At 38.2% G+C, this 16625-nt stretch carries 18 protein-coding genes; all 18 read left to right on the top strand.

Annotation, left to right across the window (positions count from 1 at the left end; genetic code table 11):
• The first annotated feature begins 1087 nt into the window (after positions 1–1087).
• On the top strand, positions 1088–1669 hold the full coding sequence (locus BQ2633_RS03075; protein ID WP_075565002.1) for a hypothetical protein: 582 nt from the start codon (positions 1088–1090) through the stop codon (positions 1667–1669).
• Positions 1670–2175: 506 nt separating this feature from the next.
• On the top strand, positions 2176–2547 hold the full coding sequence (locus BQ2633_RS03065) for a hypothetical protein (RefSeq protein WP_075564996.1): 372 nt from the start codon (positions 2176–2178) through the stop codon (positions 2545–2547).
• 146 nt (positions 2548–2693) lie between these two features.
• On the top strand, positions 2694–3365 hold the full coding sequence (locus BQ2633_RS03060) for a hypothetical protein (protein WP_075564994.1): 672 nt from the start codon (positions 2694–2696) through the stop codon (positions 3363–3365).
• 225 nt (positions 3366–3590) lie between these two features.
• Positions 3591–4172, top strand: coding sequence for a hypothetical protein (locus BQ2633_RS03050; RefSeq protein ID WP_075565000.1), 582 nt, complete (start codon positions 3591–3593; stop codon positions 4170–4172).
• A 506-nt stretch (positions 4173–4678) separates the two neighbouring features.
• Entirely contained in the window at positions 4679–5050 is a 372-nt protein-coding gene (locus BQ2633_RS03040) for a hypothetical protein (protein WP_075564996.1), read from the top strand.
• Positions 5051–5196: 146 nt separating this feature from the next.
• The gene (locus tag BQ2633_RS03035) at positions 5197–5868 is read left to right on the top strand and encodes a hypothetical protein (protein ID WP_075564994.1); all 672 of its coding nucleotides are present in this window, start codon (positions 5197–5199) and stop codon (positions 5866–5868) included.
• 225 nt (positions 5869–6093) lie between these two features.
• The gene (locus BQ2633_RS03025; RefSeq protein WP_075565000.1) at positions 6094–6675 is read left to right on the top strand and encodes a hypothetical protein; all 582 of its coding nucleotides are present in this window, start codon (positions 6094–6096) and stop codon (positions 6673–6675) included.
• A 506-nt stretch (positions 6676–7181) separates the two neighbouring features.
• On the top strand, positions 7182–7553 hold the full coding sequence (locus BQ2633_RS03015) for a hypothetical protein (RefSeq protein ID WP_075564996.1): 372 nt from the start codon (positions 7182–7184) through the stop codon (positions 7551–7553).
• 146 nt (positions 7554–7699) lie between these two features.
• A complete protein-coding gene (locus BQ2633_RS03010) occupies positions 7700–8371 on the top strand; it encodes a hypothetical protein (RefSeq protein ID WP_075564994.1) in 672 nt (223 codons plus the stop codon).
• Positions 8372–8596: 225 nt separating this feature from the next.
• Complete coding sequence (locus BQ2633_RS03000; protein WP_075564991.1) at positions 8597–9178, top strand: hypothetical protein; 582 nt, start codon at positions 8597–8599, stop codon at positions 9176–9178.
• 231 nt (positions 9179–9409) lie between these two features.
• Complete coding sequence (locus tag BQ2633_RS02995) at positions 9410–9886, top strand: hypothetical protein (RefSeq protein WP_075564989.1); 477 nt, start codon at positions 9410–9412, stop codon at positions 9884–9886.
• A gap of 303 nt (positions 9887–10189) precedes the next feature.
• Positions 10190–10672 carry a hypothetical protein gene (locus BQ2633_RS02990; protein WP_075564987.1) on the top strand — a complete coding sequence of 161 codons (483 nt, stop codon included), beginning with the start codon at positions 10190–10192 and terminating at the stop codon, positions 10670–10672.
• Positions 10673–11159: 487 nt separating this feature from the next.
• Positions 11160–11729, top strand: a complete 570-nt coding sequence (locus tag BQ2633_RS02980; protein WP_075564983.1) for a hypothetical protein — start codon at positions 11160–11162, stop codon at positions 11727–11729.
• Between the two features lie 225 nt (positions 11730–11954).
• Positions 11955–12422 carry a hypothetical protein gene (locus BQ2633_RS02975; protein ID WP_075564981.1) on the top strand — a complete coding sequence of 156 codons (468 nt, stop codon included), beginning with the start codon at positions 11955–11957 and terminating at the stop codon, positions 12420–12422.
• Between the two features lie 265 nt (positions 12423–12687).
• Positions 12688–12984, top strand: coding sequence for a hypothetical protein (locus BQ2633_RS02970; protein WP_346048050.1), 297 nt, complete (start codon positions 12688–12690; stop codon positions 12982–12984).
• 167 nt (positions 12985–13151) lie between these two features.
• Positions 13152–13730 carry a hypothetical protein gene (locus BQ2633_RS02965; RefSeq protein WP_141700120.1) on the top strand — a complete coding sequence of 193 codons (579 nt, stop codon included), beginning with the start codon at positions 13152–13154 and terminating at the stop codon, positions 13728–13730.
• 410 nt (positions 13731–14140) lie between these two features.
• Positions 14141–15538 carry a TlpA family protein disulfide reductase gene (locus BQ2633_RS02960; protein WP_141700119.1) on the top strand — a complete coding sequence of 466 codons (1398 nt, stop codon included), beginning with the start codon at positions 14141–14143 and terminating at the stop codon, positions 15536–15538.
• 2 nt (positions 15539–15540) lie between these two features.
• Positions 15541–16590 carry a peroxiredoxin family protein gene (locus BQ2633_RS02955; protein ID WP_075564973.1) on the top strand — a complete coding sequence of 350 codons (1050 nt, stop codon included), beginning with the start codon at positions 15541–15543 and terminating at the stop codon, positions 16588–16590.
• The last annotated feature ends 35 nt before the right edge of the window (positions 16591–16625 follow it).

Raw genomic sequence — 16625 nt, 5'->3', positions numbered from 1 at the left:
TTGCGCAGTCTGTAGATATCTGTATTAACGAACTTAAAAAACGCAGGTTTGCAGGTGTAAAAGATGCAAACTAATCTAGCTGCCTTGTAAAACCTGCGATATTTCGAGATTTTCTTATGGGGCGTTTCTCGCCCACGCGTGTGACACGCGCGCATCCCTAGGGTTTTTGACTTTTTGCTTTCACAACCTTCACCGATAGCCCCAATTTCATACGATTTTGTTTTCTTAGCTTGCCTCTCTTTCTTGTCCCTCTACGAGCTCTCTTTTTCCGCTTTTCGGGTCCGTCAAAGGCATTTCATCGCTCGATTGTTAATTTTTGTCCGAAAATATCGCCTTATTCATTGTACATCAACTTATTACAGAGTTTTCTGTGAAGGTTGTGAAAGCAAAAAGTGCAAAACTCCTGTAGTGTGCGTGCGCGCGTACGCGCGAGAGGCACCCCAATGCACATTTTTCACAAACGACAACATTTCGTCTTTCGTCTACTATTTTTCCTCTCAATGGCTACGACAAAGGGTCCGACAAAAAAGAAATTATCCCCAATCGGTCATTAGATTCTGCACAGATTTTATTGGATTGTTGAGCAGATTGTTTCTCGTTAGTTTGAAGGCGTAGCAGGCTACGTCGAGAACTGACGAGAAGCAAGATGCCAACAAGAAAATGAAAGATGCCAGGAAGTTGTCTTCTCTATAACAATCTGCACTATAACGGTCTAATGATCGATTAGGGATTGTCTCCGACGTTTCTCCAAAAACGTGGGAGATTTTTCCAAAAACGTGGGAGGTTTTTCAGAAAACGTTGGAGATTTTCGGAACGATGTCCGACGTACTATTTCATCTCTTGCGATATCCATGCAATCCTTAGTCTAGACATTGCTTCGGCGCAAGTGTTAAAACAACTTCCTAAGGAGGGAAATTCGAGAATAATTCGGATATTTGTGACTCTATAAGCTTTATTATTCTTGTTGGCTTTTGGTCATTTCCATAAAAATATTGGAGCTTACCCACAATTTAGAGTCCTGTAAACCCTTTGTGACAATGATGTCGGAAGAAATTACAATACAAGGTCAATTAAACTGATATATACAATGCGACACAAGAAGAGTCTTATTGGACTGGCATTTCTCTGTTTCATCGTGATGGGCGTAACCTTTCACTTTAGAAGAGACATTGTTGTTGAACCAATAAGGTGTGATATTTTAGAGGCTGATACAACTTTCTCGAATTCAAGAATAAAATCAGTATACCACATAGTGTTGGTGGATAATGCTCCGTATCTGGAACAAAATATAAGGCAATGCTTAGAGACGTATTTTGGGAAGAATATGTGTCTGGATTCTTTGGAGCGATATGAAGAGTATCAGATCCGTTTTTATAGAAAAACCAAGTATTTGACTTTGGATTTTAAAGAGGGGAATCAATATAATCCTGTATATAGTCATTGGGATAATACAATGGATTGGGGAAATCACTATGAAGATGAATTAGGCGAAGTAAGCTACTACAGACGTACAGATGGAAGTGTCTTCTATATTGTCATTATCTATGATTCAGGTTGGGGGGTTCGTATGTTTGTAGACGCTTCAAAATCTGAAATGTATAGTAAAGACTATAGGGATGTGGCAAGTCTTTATAGACTAAAAATGAGAGAGCTTGGAATAAGTCATTGATTATGAAATATAGAAGTCTTCTGCTTAGACAAACAATGCGGATGAGTATGTGTGGACTTCGTGCTTCCTCACCTACCGCAGTATACATACCCTCCTGCTATGGGGAAATTTATGGAAAGTAGAATTTTAGAGAGATGAAGTCAAATGCTAAAGAACTGTTCTTTTCCTTTTTGGGGAGTAAATACCAAATGATGAGAGAAGGAGTGATAGAACTATATTTGAGTTATAATGTATCAGAGGAAAAGGAAAAGACCTGGATAAAGGAATTATTTCAATCGCTATACATTCGTCTTCAACGTAATATCAATGATCTAAACGCTTTACACCAGATGACATACTTAATCGAATGTCATGGTATAGTAGAGCATGCAATAACAAACAACTATGGGAAGAAACCTGATACAAGAAATACCTATACAGGGAAGTCCAAGGATGGAATGTTACAATCATTTTCTTTAAGAGGAAGGTGAGATAAGTTCGTATTATCCGATATAAACAGAGTGATTATGCATTATTCTTTCAAGAAAACAGTCTATATGGATGGTGATGGTAGAAAAAATAGCTATCCATCAGTTGTTATAGAGAATCCAGAAAAGTATGGAAGCTTCTTTCAGGATGAAATCGTTCATCTATCTTTAGATTACGTTGAAGAGATTGTCGGAGAGATTGAAGCGGTTCTAAATGGCGAAGTCGACTTTTATGAAGGGTTTGGCTTTGAGGTGTATATGATAGAGTGTGATAGAGAAAAAGCGGTAGTTAAGAATGTCTACGAAGACGACCGGGTAGAAGCTGTTATCCCTATCGAAGAGGTTTATGAACTGATGCGAGATTGGCGAGATTTTCAACGAGAGTATTATCATAACCATACTTCGTTATAGAAATAGTAGGGTTTCGGTGAAAAACTCAAAGGACAGATGTTTCTTGAAGTGCCCGAGCAGCACAAAGCCGTACCTACGGAGGTGATAAATTATGCAAATCTCAAAGGAATAAAGATTCGAGATACTAACAACCATATATACAACAAATGAAGACTCTACTAAACCGTTGGAACACGATATGGCTTCGTCCATTGACGGATGAAGAAGCACTTAAGGTTTTAGATGGCTACAACAAGACTCGCTACTCTCGTCGAAAGAATAAGGAAGGTCTTTTAGAACTGGCCTCTCGCGAAGCGCATGAGCAACAAAAGGTTTACTTTGCAACGATTCTCAATGAGGATGACAGCCCCTACTGCGCCATTGAGTCCAATGTGGGATACTTCGGTTTGGATTTCTTGAGGGATAACTACGATGACTATTTGACTTTTCAGTATCGAGAGCAACGCAACCAGAATGGCAAGCTATTTCTAAAAGCAATTTTCTTATTTGAATGCTACCCAGGCACAGACAAAAGGATGCGCCGTATCGATTTCTCGTATACCCACGAAGGTGGATGCTCGTCTGTTATCTATCAGGGGGAAGCTTATGATGGGACATTTGAGATGATTACAACAGAACATCCCCCCATCTCAGCCGAAGAGCTAGAGCTACTCTGGGTGGACTATCCGAAGTTTGGGGAATACGACCAACTCATACGCTTGGATCGCATCCCGAAAGGTGCTCTCGATCGCATCCTCGAATATACTGACAAGGAGTTTCCTACGTTTAGGCAGTATCTCCAACGAGACATCGAACGTTATCAAGAACCTAAGAAGTAAATTCGAGTGGAGGTGCCAGTCTTCAACAAGGAGCGCGCCAAGGTCTATTCTTTCAATGAGGTTTATTTAGAAGCACCAAAGAAAGAGACAAAGGTGGCAGGAGATTCGCCGGCTAAACATTTGGATTCGTACGTCCCCAATAAAGAGATTGTATCCCGTAAGTATACCCAGCTTAGTGTGATGTCGAAAGAATTTATAATACAAGGCCAATTAAAGTGACATATAATGCGACATAAGAAGAATTTTATTGGGCTGGCATTTCTCTCTTTCATAGTGATGAGCGTAATCTTTCACTTTAGAAGAGATATTGTTGTTGCACCAATAAGGTGTGATGTTTTAGAGGCTGATACAACAGTCTCGGATTCAGGAACGAAATCAGTATACCACACAGTATTGGTGGATAATGCTCCGTATCTGGAACAAAATATAAGGCAATGCTTAGAGACGTATTTTGGGAAGAATATGTGTCTGGATTCTTTGGAGCGATATGAAGAGTATCAGATCCGTTTTTATAGAAAAACCAAGTATTTGACTTTGGATTTTAAAGAGGGGAATCAATATAATCCTGTATATAGTCATTGGGATAATACAATGGATTGGGGAAATCACTATGAAGATGAATTAGGCGAAGTAAGCTACTACAGACGTACAGATGGAAGTGTCTTCTATATTGTCATTATCTATGATTCAGGTTGGGGGGTTCGTATGTTTGTAGACGCTTCAAAATCTGAAATGTATAGTAAAGACTATAGGGATGTGGCAAGTCTTTATAGACTAAAAATGAGAGAGCTTGGAATAAGTCATTGATTATGAAATATAGAAGTCTTCTGCTTAGACAAACAATGCGGATGAGTATGTGTGGACTTCGTGCTTCCTCACCTACCGCAGTATACATACCCTCCTGCTATGGGGAAATTTATGGAAAGTAGAATTTTAGAGAGATGAAGTCAAATGCTAAAGAACTGTTCTTTTCCTTTTTGGGGAGTAAATACCAAATGATGAGAGAAGGAGTGATAGAACTATATTTGAGTTATAATGTATCAGAGGAAAAGGAAAAGACCTGGATAAAGGAATTATTTCAATCGCTATACATTCGTCTTCAACGTAATATCAATGATCTAAACGCTTTACACCAGATGACATACTTAATCGAATGTCATGGTATAGTAGAGCATGCAATAACAAACAACTATGGGAAGAAACCTGATACAAGAAATACCTATACAGGGAAGTCCAAGGATGGAATGTTACAATCATTTTCTTTAAGAGGAAGGTGAGATAAGTTCGTATTATCCGATATAAACAGAGTGATTATGCATTATTCTTTCAAGAAAACAGTCTATATGGATGGTGATGGTAGAAAAAATAGCTATCCATCAGTTGTTATAGAGAATCCAGAAAAGTATGGAAGCTTCTTTCAGGATGAAATCGTTCATCTATCTTTAGATTACGTTGAAGAGATTGTCGGAGAGATTGAAGCGGTTCTAAATGGCGAAGTCGACTTTTATGAAGGGTTTGGCTTTGAGGTGTATATGATAGAGTGTGATAGAGAAAAAGCGGTAGTTAAGAATGTCTACGAAGACGACCGGGTAGAAGCTGTTATCCCTATCGAAGAGGTTTATGAACTGATGCGAGATTGGCGAGATTTTCAACGAGAGTATTATCATAACCATACTTCGTTATAGAAATAGTAGGGTTTCGGTGAAAAACTCAAAGGACAGATGTTTCTTGAAGTGCCCGAGCAGCACAAAGCCGTACCTACGGAGGTGATAAATTATGCAAATCTCAAAGGAATAAAGATTCGAGATACTAACAACCATATATACAACAAATGAAGACTCTACTAAACCGTTGGAACACGATATGGCTTCGTCCATTGACGGATGAAGAAGCACTTAAGGTTTTAGATGGCTACAACAAGACTCGCTACTCTCGTCGAAAGAATAAGGAAGGTCTTTTAGAACTGGCCTCTCGCGAAGCGCATGAGCAACAAAAGGTTTACTTTGCAACGATTCTCAATGAGGATGACAGCCCCTACTGCGCCATTGAGTCCAATGTGGGATACTTCGGTTTGGATTTCTTGAGGGATAACTACGATGACTATTTGACTTTTCAGTATCGAGAGCAACGCAACCAGAATGGCAAGCTATTTCTAAAAGCAATTTTCTTATTTGAATGCTACCCAGGCACAGACAAAAGGATGCGCCGTATCGATTTCTCGTATACCCACGAAGGTGGATGCTCGTCTGTTATCTATCAGGGGGAAGCTTATGATGGGACATTTGAGATGATTACAACAGAACATCCCCCCATCTCAGCCGAAGAGCTAGAGCTACTCTGGGTGGACTATCCGAAGTTTGGGGAATACGACCAACTCATACGCTTGGATCGCATCCCGAAAGGTGCTCTCGATCGCATCCTCGAATATACTGACAAGGAGTTTCCTACGTTTAGGCAGTATCTCCAACGAGACATCGAACGTTATCAAGAACCTAAGAAGTAAATTCGAGTGGAGGTGCCAGTCTTCAACAAGGAGCGCGCCAAGGTCTATTCTTTCAATGAGGTTTATTTAGAAGCACCAAAGAAAGAGACAAAGGTGGCAGGAGATTCGCCGGCTAAACATTTGGATTCGTACGTCCCCAATAAAGAGATTGTATCCCGTAAGTATACCCAGCTTAGTGTGATGTCGAAAGAATTTATAATACAAGGCCAATTAAAGTGACATATAATGCGACATAAGAAGAATTTTATTGGGCTGGCATTTCTCTCTTTCATAGTGATGAGCGTAATCTTTCACTTTAGAAGAGATATTGTTGTTGCACCAATAAGGTGTGATGTTTTAGAGGCTGATACAACAGTCTCGGATTCAGGAACGAAATCAGTATACCACACAGTATTGGTGGATAATGCTCCGTATCTGGAACAAAATATAAGGCAATGCTTAGAGACGTATTTTGGGAAGAATATGTGTCTGGATTCTTTGGAGCGATATGAAGAGTATCAGATCCGTTTTTATAGAAAAACCAAGTATTTGACTTTGGATTTTAAAGAGGGGAATCAATATAATCCTGTATATAGTCATTGGGATAATACAATGGATTGGGGAAATCACTATGAAGATGAATTAGGCGAAGTAAGCTACTACAGACGTACAGATGGAAGTGTCTTCTATATTGTCATTATCTATGATTCAGGTTGGGGGGTTCGTATGTTTGTAGACGCTTCAAAATCTGAAATGTATAGTAAAGACTATAGGGATGTGGCAAGTCTTTATAGACTAAAAATGAGAGAGCTTGGAATAAGTCATTGATTATGAAATATAGAAGTCTTCTGCTTAGACAAACAATGCGGATGAGTATGTGTGGACTTCGTGCTTCCTCACCTACCGCAGTATACATACCCTCCTGCTATGGGGAAATTTATGGAAAGTAGAATTTTAGAGAGATGAAGTCAAATGCTAAAGAACTGTTCTTTTCCTTTTTGGGGAGTAAATACCAAATGATGAGAGAAGGAGTGATAGAACTATATTTGAGTTATAATGTATCAGAGGAAAAGGAAAAGACCTGGATAAAGGAATTATTTCAATCGCTATACATTCGTCTTCAACGTAATATCAATGATCTAAACGCTTTACACCAGATGACATACTTAATCGAATGTCATGGTATAGTAGAGCATGCAATAACAAACAACTATGGGAAGAAACCTGATACAAGAAATACCTATACAGGGAAGTCCAAGGATGGAATGTTACAATCATTTTCTTTAAGAGGAAGGTGAGATAAGTTCGTATTATCCGATATAAACAGAGTGATTATGCATTATTCTTTCAAGAAAACAGTCTATATGGATGGTGATGGTAGAAAAAATAGCTATCCATCAGTTGTTATAGAGAATCCAGAAAAGTATGGAAGCTTCTTTCAGGATGAAATCGTTCATCTATCTTTAGATTACGTTGAAGAGATTGTCGGAGAGATTGAAGCGGTTCTAAATGGCGAAGTCGACTTTTATGAAGGGTTTGGCTTTGAGGTGTATATGATAGAGTGTGATAGAGAAAAAGCGGTAGTTAAGAATGTCTACGAAGACGACCGGGTAGAAGCTGTTATCCCTATCGAAGAGGTTTATGAACTGATGCGAGATTGGCGAGATTTTCAACGAGAGTATTATCATAACCATACTTCGTTATAGAAATAGTAGGGTTTCGGTGAAAAACTCAAAGGACAGATGTTTCTTGAAGTGCCCGAGCAGCACAAAGCCGTACCTACGGAGGTGATAAATTATGCAAATCTCAAAGGAATAAAGATTCGAGATACTAACAACCATATATACAACAAATGAAGACTCTACTAAACCGTTGGAACACGATATGGCTTCGTCCATTGACGGATGAAGAAGCACTTAAGGTTTTAGATGGCTACAACAAGACTCGCTACTCTCGTCGAAAGAATAAGGAAGGTCTTTTAGAACTGGCCTCTCGCGAAGCGCATGAGCAACAAAAGGTTTACTTTGCAACGATTCTCAATGAGGATGACAGCCCCTACTGCGCCATTGAGTCCAATGTGGGATACTTCGGTTTGGATTTCTTGAGGGATAACTACGATGACTATTTGACTTTTCAGTATCGAGAGCAACGCAACCAGAATGGCAAGCTATTTCTAAAAGCAATTTTCTTATTTGAATGCTACCCAGGCACAGACAAAAGGATGCGCCGTATCGATTTCTCGTATACCCACGAAGGTGGATGCTCGTCTGTTATCTATCAGGGGGAAGCTTATGATGGGACATTTGAGATGATTACAACAGAACATCCCCCCATCTCAGCCGAAGAGCTAGAGCTACTCTGGGTGGACTATCCGAAGTTTGGGGAATACGACCAACTCATACGCTTGGATCGCATCCCGAAAGGTGCTCTCGATCGCATCCTCGAATATACTGACAAGGAGTTTCCTACGTTTAGGCAGTATCTCCAACGAGACATCGAACGTTATCAAGAACCTAAGAAGTAAATTCGAGTGGAGGTGCCAGTCTTCAACAAGGAGCGCGCCAAGGTCTATTCTTTCAATGAGGTTTATTTAGAAGCACCAAAGAAAGAGACAAAGGTGGCAGGAGATTCGCCGGCTAAACATTTGGATTCGTACGTCCCCAATAAAGAGATTGTATCCCGTAAGTATACCCAGCTTAGTGTGATGTCGAAAGAATTTATAATACAAGGCCAATTAAAGTGACATATAATGCGACATAAGAAGAATTTTATTGGGCTGGCATTTCTCTCTTTCATAGTGATGAGCGTAATCTTTCACTTTAGAAGAGATATTGTTGTTGCACCAATAAGGTGTGATGTTTTAGAGGCTGATACAACAGTCTCGGATTCAGGAACGAAATCAGTATACCACACAGTATTGGTGGATAATGCTCCGTATCTGGAACAAAATATAAGGCAATGCTTAGAGACGTATTTTTGGAAGAATATGTGTCTGGATTCTTTGGAGCGATATGAAGAGTATCAGATCCGTTTTTATAGAAAAACCAAGTATTTGACTTTGGATTTTAAAGAGGGGAATCAATATAATCCTGTATATAGTCATTGGGATAATACAATGGATTGGGGAAATCACTATGAAGATAAATTAGGCGAAGTAAGCTACTACAGACGTACAGATGGAAGCGTCTGCTATATTGTCTTTATCTATGATTCTGGTTGGGGCATTCGTATGTTTGTAGACGCTTCAAAATCTGAAATGTATAGTAAAGACTATAGGGATGTGGCAAGTCTTTATAGACTAAAAATGAGAGAGCTTGGAATAAGTCATTGATTATGAAATATAGAAGTATAACTGCCCCTTAAACTCCTATTATAACAGATTGAGACAGAAACTCAGCTTTGAAAAACTGAAATCGGAGTTGTATCAAATAAAAGTGTAACTCTGCACTTGCTGGTTGACTCTACGAGGGCAGAACATTGGGAAGTATTTAACGATGGAACAGAGAAACTAAGAGCAATTTTTGATGGAGATAAGTTCAATAGGGTAAAATGAGTTAATAAAATGACAATAAAGGAGATAGAATATTTGAAGAGTGGTAGTTATATCTATATATGTGATAGATGGCTGAAACTTAGCTATGATGATGAGTATAGGATAGCTTATACTAAAGATCCATTTTTTTTAAGCCTAGGCTTTGAAAAATCAGGTGATTATTATAAATTGTATCTCTCACGTGAATCTGTTTACGAATTCACAGCCATTCGCAAATATGTTTATTGCATATTTTGTGGAGGAAAGTATACTCCTAATCAAGTTGTGAAAAACGGCAAGATTATTTTATTCCCTGATATAGATACCCAAATACACATCTTAGGTTTTCGAGATAAAGGAGAGCATTATATCGAAATTCCTTATGATAAATTTATAAGTGAAGTAACGGATATTTGGGAAGAACGTACTCCAATAGAGGGCTTCAAATTTGACGTAGAGCCTATTGTCTATCTAAAAAAAGATGGCGTATGGTTGGTGGAGGAGTAAAACAAGTACATCTAGTTTCATCTTTCAAAAAATAGTTGTGGGGGCATAAGATTCAAATCAAAAGATATTCCTGAAGATAATGTTATCCACTAAGGGGGTACTTTTGATGATTGGGATTATCCTTTTATTTCACATAGTTTGTATCTGAAAATAAGAGGAAGACTTGGAGTGCCAGAATGACATTTCCAAAGTAGAATAGATTTTCAAGACGGTACTGAGATATTGGAAATATTTAATGATGGTACTGAAGAACTCAGAGCCATATACAGAAGTGGTAAATTCGTAATAATAAAATAACAGTATATGGAAAGGAAAAAGTGTGATTACTTTAAAAGTGGCGAATATATATGTATTGCTGATGAATGGATAAATATAAATGCCAGCTACATGTTTGACAATCTATGCTGGCATATCTACACTAAAAACACCAAGTTTTTAGATCTTGGCTTTCACAAAGAAGAGGATGATTATTTGGGTTTGTATTTACCTTACGGAGACAATTATGATTATTCCGCCTATAGAAAAAGTTGTTTTTGTAATTATAAAGGTTACAAATGCCAGTGTTTAGGACTTACAGAAGATAGGATTATAACATTAGATCCATCTATAGAATATCAAACTATGTCGGGAGACCATGCTTGGCATGGATATGACCCTCATTTGGATGTGGAAGAAAGTGAATTAGATGACATTTGGGAAGAGCGCAAACCAATAGAGGGCTTCAAATTTGACGTAGAGCCTATTGTCTATCTCAAAAAAGATGGCGTATGGCTGGTAGAGTATTAAAAATAACTTGATGGAATTGGTTGATGTAAGATGAACAGGAATAATATCCGCAGAGTCGGTATCTTTGATTTGAAAGCTCGCAGGCTTGTTTGAGAATGTGAAGTCGTTAGTGAATTATAGAACCATATCTTCGGAACACTACGAAGAACTTTCAAAAAACGAATAGAGTACTAGGAACGGGTGAGACCACTACATCCCCTACTTTGGATTTTTCTGAGAAATACGAGGGGTACTTGGTTCAGTTCAAGGTAAAAAGGGGGACAATCAAACAACTAGAAAAAATTGGTGTCGCGGTCCGAAATCATCGAGAGATACTAAGACTGTATCCAACATTGGGCAAAGATATTGCTCCTTGGAGCGAAGAGTTTGCAAGATTCAAATTAGAAAGAAATCAAATCAATATAGCCTTAGGAAAAGGTCGCGCTTTAGATTTGTTTAATGATAATATCATAGAGTTTAAGCTCGTAAGAAAAGGAAATAAATAATTATGGATATTCTGAGTATTATTGCTGGTATATTTGATTTGTATTATTCTAAGAGAATAGCAAAAGATGAAAGGAACCTATTGCTGAAAGAAAGGGTAACCTCTGAGATGTTTGACACGGCTGTTAGGTTGTTACTCAATAGGAAAGAAATTGAAATCACACAAGATGTTATCCTAACTGGTTTTTTGCTGAATTACTTTAGTATGTCAAATGAAAATCCAATGAGGTCTCTTTTGTTGGAAGATTTCCATAATTCACATGAAGATATAGTATCATTATTTCAAACATTATGGAATGAGAGTATAGAGAATATTCCAGTGCTGCTAAAGGCATTAGAGAAAGTACCCTCATATCTACAAGATAGGAATTTTAGGTATCCTTATATCCGTAACCTTGTGTACGCTATCGGAGCTCAGCCACAGCCTGAAAGTCTCTTGGCATTAGAGAAACTTGCGTCAGAAACAGAGGATGAAGTCATTAAAGATCTATCATTGAGACAGGTAGAGAAAAGGAAACTTTTAGGACGATGGGAATCTGATGGGCAGGGTAATTTGGACAGCAATAAAACTTAATTTTGAAACTCCCCCAAAAGAGTTCTACAAAAGAGTATTGTAATTTTACACTTGCTGGTTGCCTCTACGATCTCCAGAGGATAGAAATGTTGAGAATAATTCCGATATTTGTGACTTCGTAAGCTCCATTGTTATTGATTGTTTCTTAGTTCACTACAAAATAAGGACTTTGGAGCTTACACACAAATTTGGGACACTATCGAAAATTCAGAGCAGTCAAAATCAATGAGTAATAGAGCAATAAGAAACGGTATATATGGGTATCTCGGAGATTATCTATTGAAAATAGTAAGTGTCACGGGAGGCTATGAATTCTCAACCCATAATCGAGATCTTATAGAGGAATATCACTTCATAGAGAAGAGAAGCCTTTATACTCAACATGTATCTTATAGACTACCAATACAAGCAGAAGCTACAATCAGAGCCTATCACATTCGAACCCTAGCAAAGTATAGAGGGCTTTGCTTCTTTGCTGATGGTATAATTGACGGAGATCAGTATCTTTTATTTCCCACAGAAGAGGCTATGAGATGTCTAAACGATTACCCGAAACATGGTTATGACCCGATGTATAAAGCAAACGAAGAGGATATAACTGATATATGGGAAGAATGGAGTGCTATAAAAGGGTTTATCTTTGAAGAAGTTCCGATTATTCACCTAAAGAAAGATGGTAAATGGCTCATCTGATGCGATACAGTGATAACAAGTGAAACTGAAGAGAGCGTCACTTTTATCTCGAAAGCATCAAACGACATGCAAGCAGAATACAAATACAAAATGGTATGATGAATCTATGCACTAAAATCAATGCATACAGATTGTTCTTAGAACTGTTGATAAAACTCGAAATTATATTTCCAAAAGACATCGAAGAGTTAATCAGAGAGGGAAAATGAAAAGTATATACTTTAGAAGAGTATATGCGAATAACAATAATAATGCACGGAAGAATATGGATTCAAAAACATCGAATAAGCTTATTCAAGAGGCCTTATGTCTTCTATTAGAAGTACAAGAGACGCTATATACAAAACTAAGATTGCATCCATTAGAAGAACTAAGAAAGAGCATTCAAGTAGTCGAATATAAAAACAAAAGGCAGTTCCATTTAGTTGATCGCTGGCTATTTGAATTGGTAAGAATGTTCTATGATGCTGGATATTTGCGGGGTGTTCCAGAAGAAACCTGTGATATTCTCTTTTGTAAGATAGAGAGGATACAAAGCCTATTGAAAAAGGCTTCTGAGTAATAAATCTCTGTAGCAAGCGTACTTTCAAAATCTAACTGCAAAACGTCTATCTGTTTTACATAGGTTCTAACTATGAAGAAACGAATGAATCGTTGCACTCCGATTTTGAAAGTACGACCATTTATCACAACGATGAGAAAAGAAATAAAGATAGAAGGAGGTTTCCGATGATATTAAAAAATAAGCTACCAGCGGTTCTGGTGTTAGTTCTTTTATCTCTAAGCATAATCCATTTTAAGAATGATATTGTTCTCTCTAATGGCGATTCTTATGTTTTGAGTTCAGATACTGTCATCAATAATGGTGAGAGTGCAGAATATGAGATACGCCTTGTGCGAGATGCACCATACTTTCAAAGGAACATAAGCAAGCTAGTGGAATATACCTTTTGGGCAAGTCTTTCGCTTAAAGATGCAAGAAGATATACATACAGAGCTGTATCGTTTTATAGAGAGACAGAGTTCCTCAATCAAAAATTTGAGGAAGGAAGAGAGTACTCTCCTGTTTTTGATCCAATGAATAATGTAATGGACTGGCGTAATCATTTGGAAGATCGTCTTGGAGACGTAACATATTGGAAGCGTGAAGATGGTGTTGTTGATTATTATGTTACAACATATTCGTCAGCATTAGGTATAAGGTGCTTAGTTGATATTACATCTGATCAAGAGAAAGCTCAAACTTACAAATCGATCGATGAGCTATTTGAATGCAAATGTCGAGAATTCAACATATTAAAACAATAATATTGTCTGATAGAATAATAGAAGGAAGCGACGCATACAAAATGACTTATGTGAAGTCTTGGGTATATGAGCTTGATAGAATATTCATCTATTTCAGTGAGCTTCTTCTTAAGGAATTGCCAAAGTAAGCGTATTGTGTATGGATTCAAAGAGGTGTAATTGGCTTGTTTTCCAGAAAGTAGAAGAACTTTATAGATAGAAAAGAGCAGGATATGGTGTTGATAATGAAATATAGAAGTATAATAGCCCCTTAAACTCCTATATAACAGATCGAGACAGAAACTCAGCTTTGAAAAACTGAAATCAGAGTTCTTCAAAGGAATAGTTTAATTTTGTCCTTGCCGGTTGATTCTACCTTGAAATTTATTGTTATATTTGCATTGTCTTTAATTATTAACCAACGTAAGCCCATGAAACGCTTTCTTTTTCTCCCTTTGTGGCTGATTTTATGCTGCTACTGTTGCATTTGCAATGCGCAAACTTCCTTACCTACCAATGCGATTAAGATAGGAAAATGTGTGGTACGAGGTAAAGTGCCTGCAATGCTCGCTATGAAGTCAAGTTTAACCGTGGTGTGTAACAATTTCTTTGTCTCTAATGCTGACATTTATGATTTAAGTATTGACGCTGAAGGCAATGTAAGTGGAGAGATTCCTCTACATTCGCTTTATGCGCATGCTGGTGTGGTGCTAAATGTAGATGATACCCAGGAAAAAGAGGTGGTTTTGCTTTCGCAAAATGATACTTTGAGAGTTTGGGTAGATAATCAAAAGAACTTGAAGGCAGAAGGGGCAAGATGTTCTTCTGTTTTTAATTGTTACGATTGGCAAACCTTTGTGTTTGATTATGATCGATACCTTCCCAGAAAGGAGTCAAGAGTGATTGCCAAGTTCCCTGTTAAAAAGATAAGTGGTTATCCTTCTGGAACTACTGCTGAAGATAGGAAGATTCTCGTGAATAAGTTGAAGATTCACTATTATGCTTCTATGTTGGATGAAATGCAAGTTCGAAAGGTTATACCACCTATTAGTGCTTATGCTTTTCTTAGCGATATTGTTTTTGACGACAAAATCCTCTATGCCTCACCTGGCACTGTGGAGCTATTCTATTTTCTTTTACTTGATAAATCACTGAAAATTGCAAATATAGGAGATACTCCGATTCCGGAATGGAAAGAAAAATTGCGTCGTCGATTGGCTAAAATCCCCTACAAGCCAAACGAACTGTTTTGTGACTTGATGGCATTTAGCAATTACTATTTTCAATTGGTGAATGGTGAACCATTAACTGCACAACAACTACAGAATATCCATACCGGATTTTCGAGCGGAGAATGGGATAAACTCTTGTTGTTGTATCACGAACAAGAGGTAAAAACGCAAGCACGAAGTGGACACTTCGTGAACTGTGCAGAAAAAGGGCAACCTCAAACCCTGGAAGAGATATTGGCTCAGCACAAGGGAAAGCCTGTGATTGTTGATTTCTGGTATGGTGCTTGTGGACCTTGTGCCGTGATGAGCAAACTTCTCTATAAAGTGCTTGCAGAAGAGGGGTTTGAGAATGTGGAACTCCTAGACATGACAAGTCCGAGTCTGACGAGAGTGGAAGATTGGAAATATATGAAAGGAAAGCAAGGAGGTTGGCACTACATGCTGAAAGATGCGGAATTAGAGCGCATCATGAAGCAGCAACAAGCAGAGGGTTTCCCCACTTTGATGTTCTATGACAAATCTCATCAACTGGTGAAAATAAAAGTAGGACAAATGAGTGAAGAGGAACTCAGACAAAGTCTTAATATAATACGATAAGTATGAGTGGATTTAGCAAACGTATGTTAGCAACGATTCTCGTTTTGTCTTGCTTTACGTGCTCTTGGTCGCAATGCGTACTGGATTTGAGCAAGGTAGCTGCAGAAGGAGAATCTCTAACGGTGAGATACTTTGACGACAAATCACATTGGAAGAAGCAAAGCTTTAAGTTGGGCAGTATTTATCACTTACATTTAGATTTTCCTCAAGCCATAGATGTAGACACTTTAGGGCGGTTTTTTGCTTTTGATGGTGATAGTATTGTGGTGACAAAAGAGAAAGGGAGTGTTAAGGCACGCAGTACGTCAAAACATGAAATAGCACACCAGGCATTCTTACGCTATTGGAGTCTGAATTCACCTGTAGACGTGGGAAGAAGATTAAATAGCTATATCAGAGAGCATCCTAAAGGTTGGGAAGTTTTTGAGGATTTGGTGATGCAGAGTGCTAATGAGGAGATGCCAGTGGACACGGTGGAATTATTGTTGAATTCTTTGGACATTTCTTTGCAAAAATCTCGAGAAGGGTTGTCTTTACGTGATATGGTGCGCCGTATGCGTAATATTGAAGTGGGTGCAAAGGCTCGGGATTTTACAACGAAAAGATGGATATTTGATGCTTGTGGGAAGGTGGTTAAAGAAGAATTGTTTCAACTAACTAAGCTGCGAGGAAAGGTTGTGCTTATGGATTTTTGGGCACATTGGTGTCGTCCATGTCGGGAAGGTTTGCGCGAGCTGAAATTGATTTATCCTAGACTACACAAATCTGGTCTTGAAATATTGGCTGTGAATGCAGACCAGCCCTACTTTGACGTTAACGAATGGAAAGCTGCTATCCAGAAAGAAGGCATTCATGATTTTATTCACGTGCAGGCTGCAAAGAATCGATATTCACCAGTGGAGAATGAAATCGCCTATGATTATTATGTTCAAGCTATCCCTGCTTATGTGTTAATAGACAAACATGGTGTTGTTCGTGGACATTGGACTGGCTTTAGCCATGAACAAGACAAAGAGATAGTTGCTCTCATCGAGAAACTTCTTGCAGAATAACCAATGATGCTGAAAGAAAAACTAAAAATCCCCAC

Origin of the sequence: Ihuprevotella massiliensis (assembly GCA_900095835.1) — a bacterium.
Lineage (GTDB): Bacteria > Bacteroidota > Bacteroidia > Bacteroidales > Bacteroidaceae > Alloprevotella > Alloprevotella massiliensis.
This window is presented reverse-complemented; position numbering and strand designations above follow the sequence as displayed.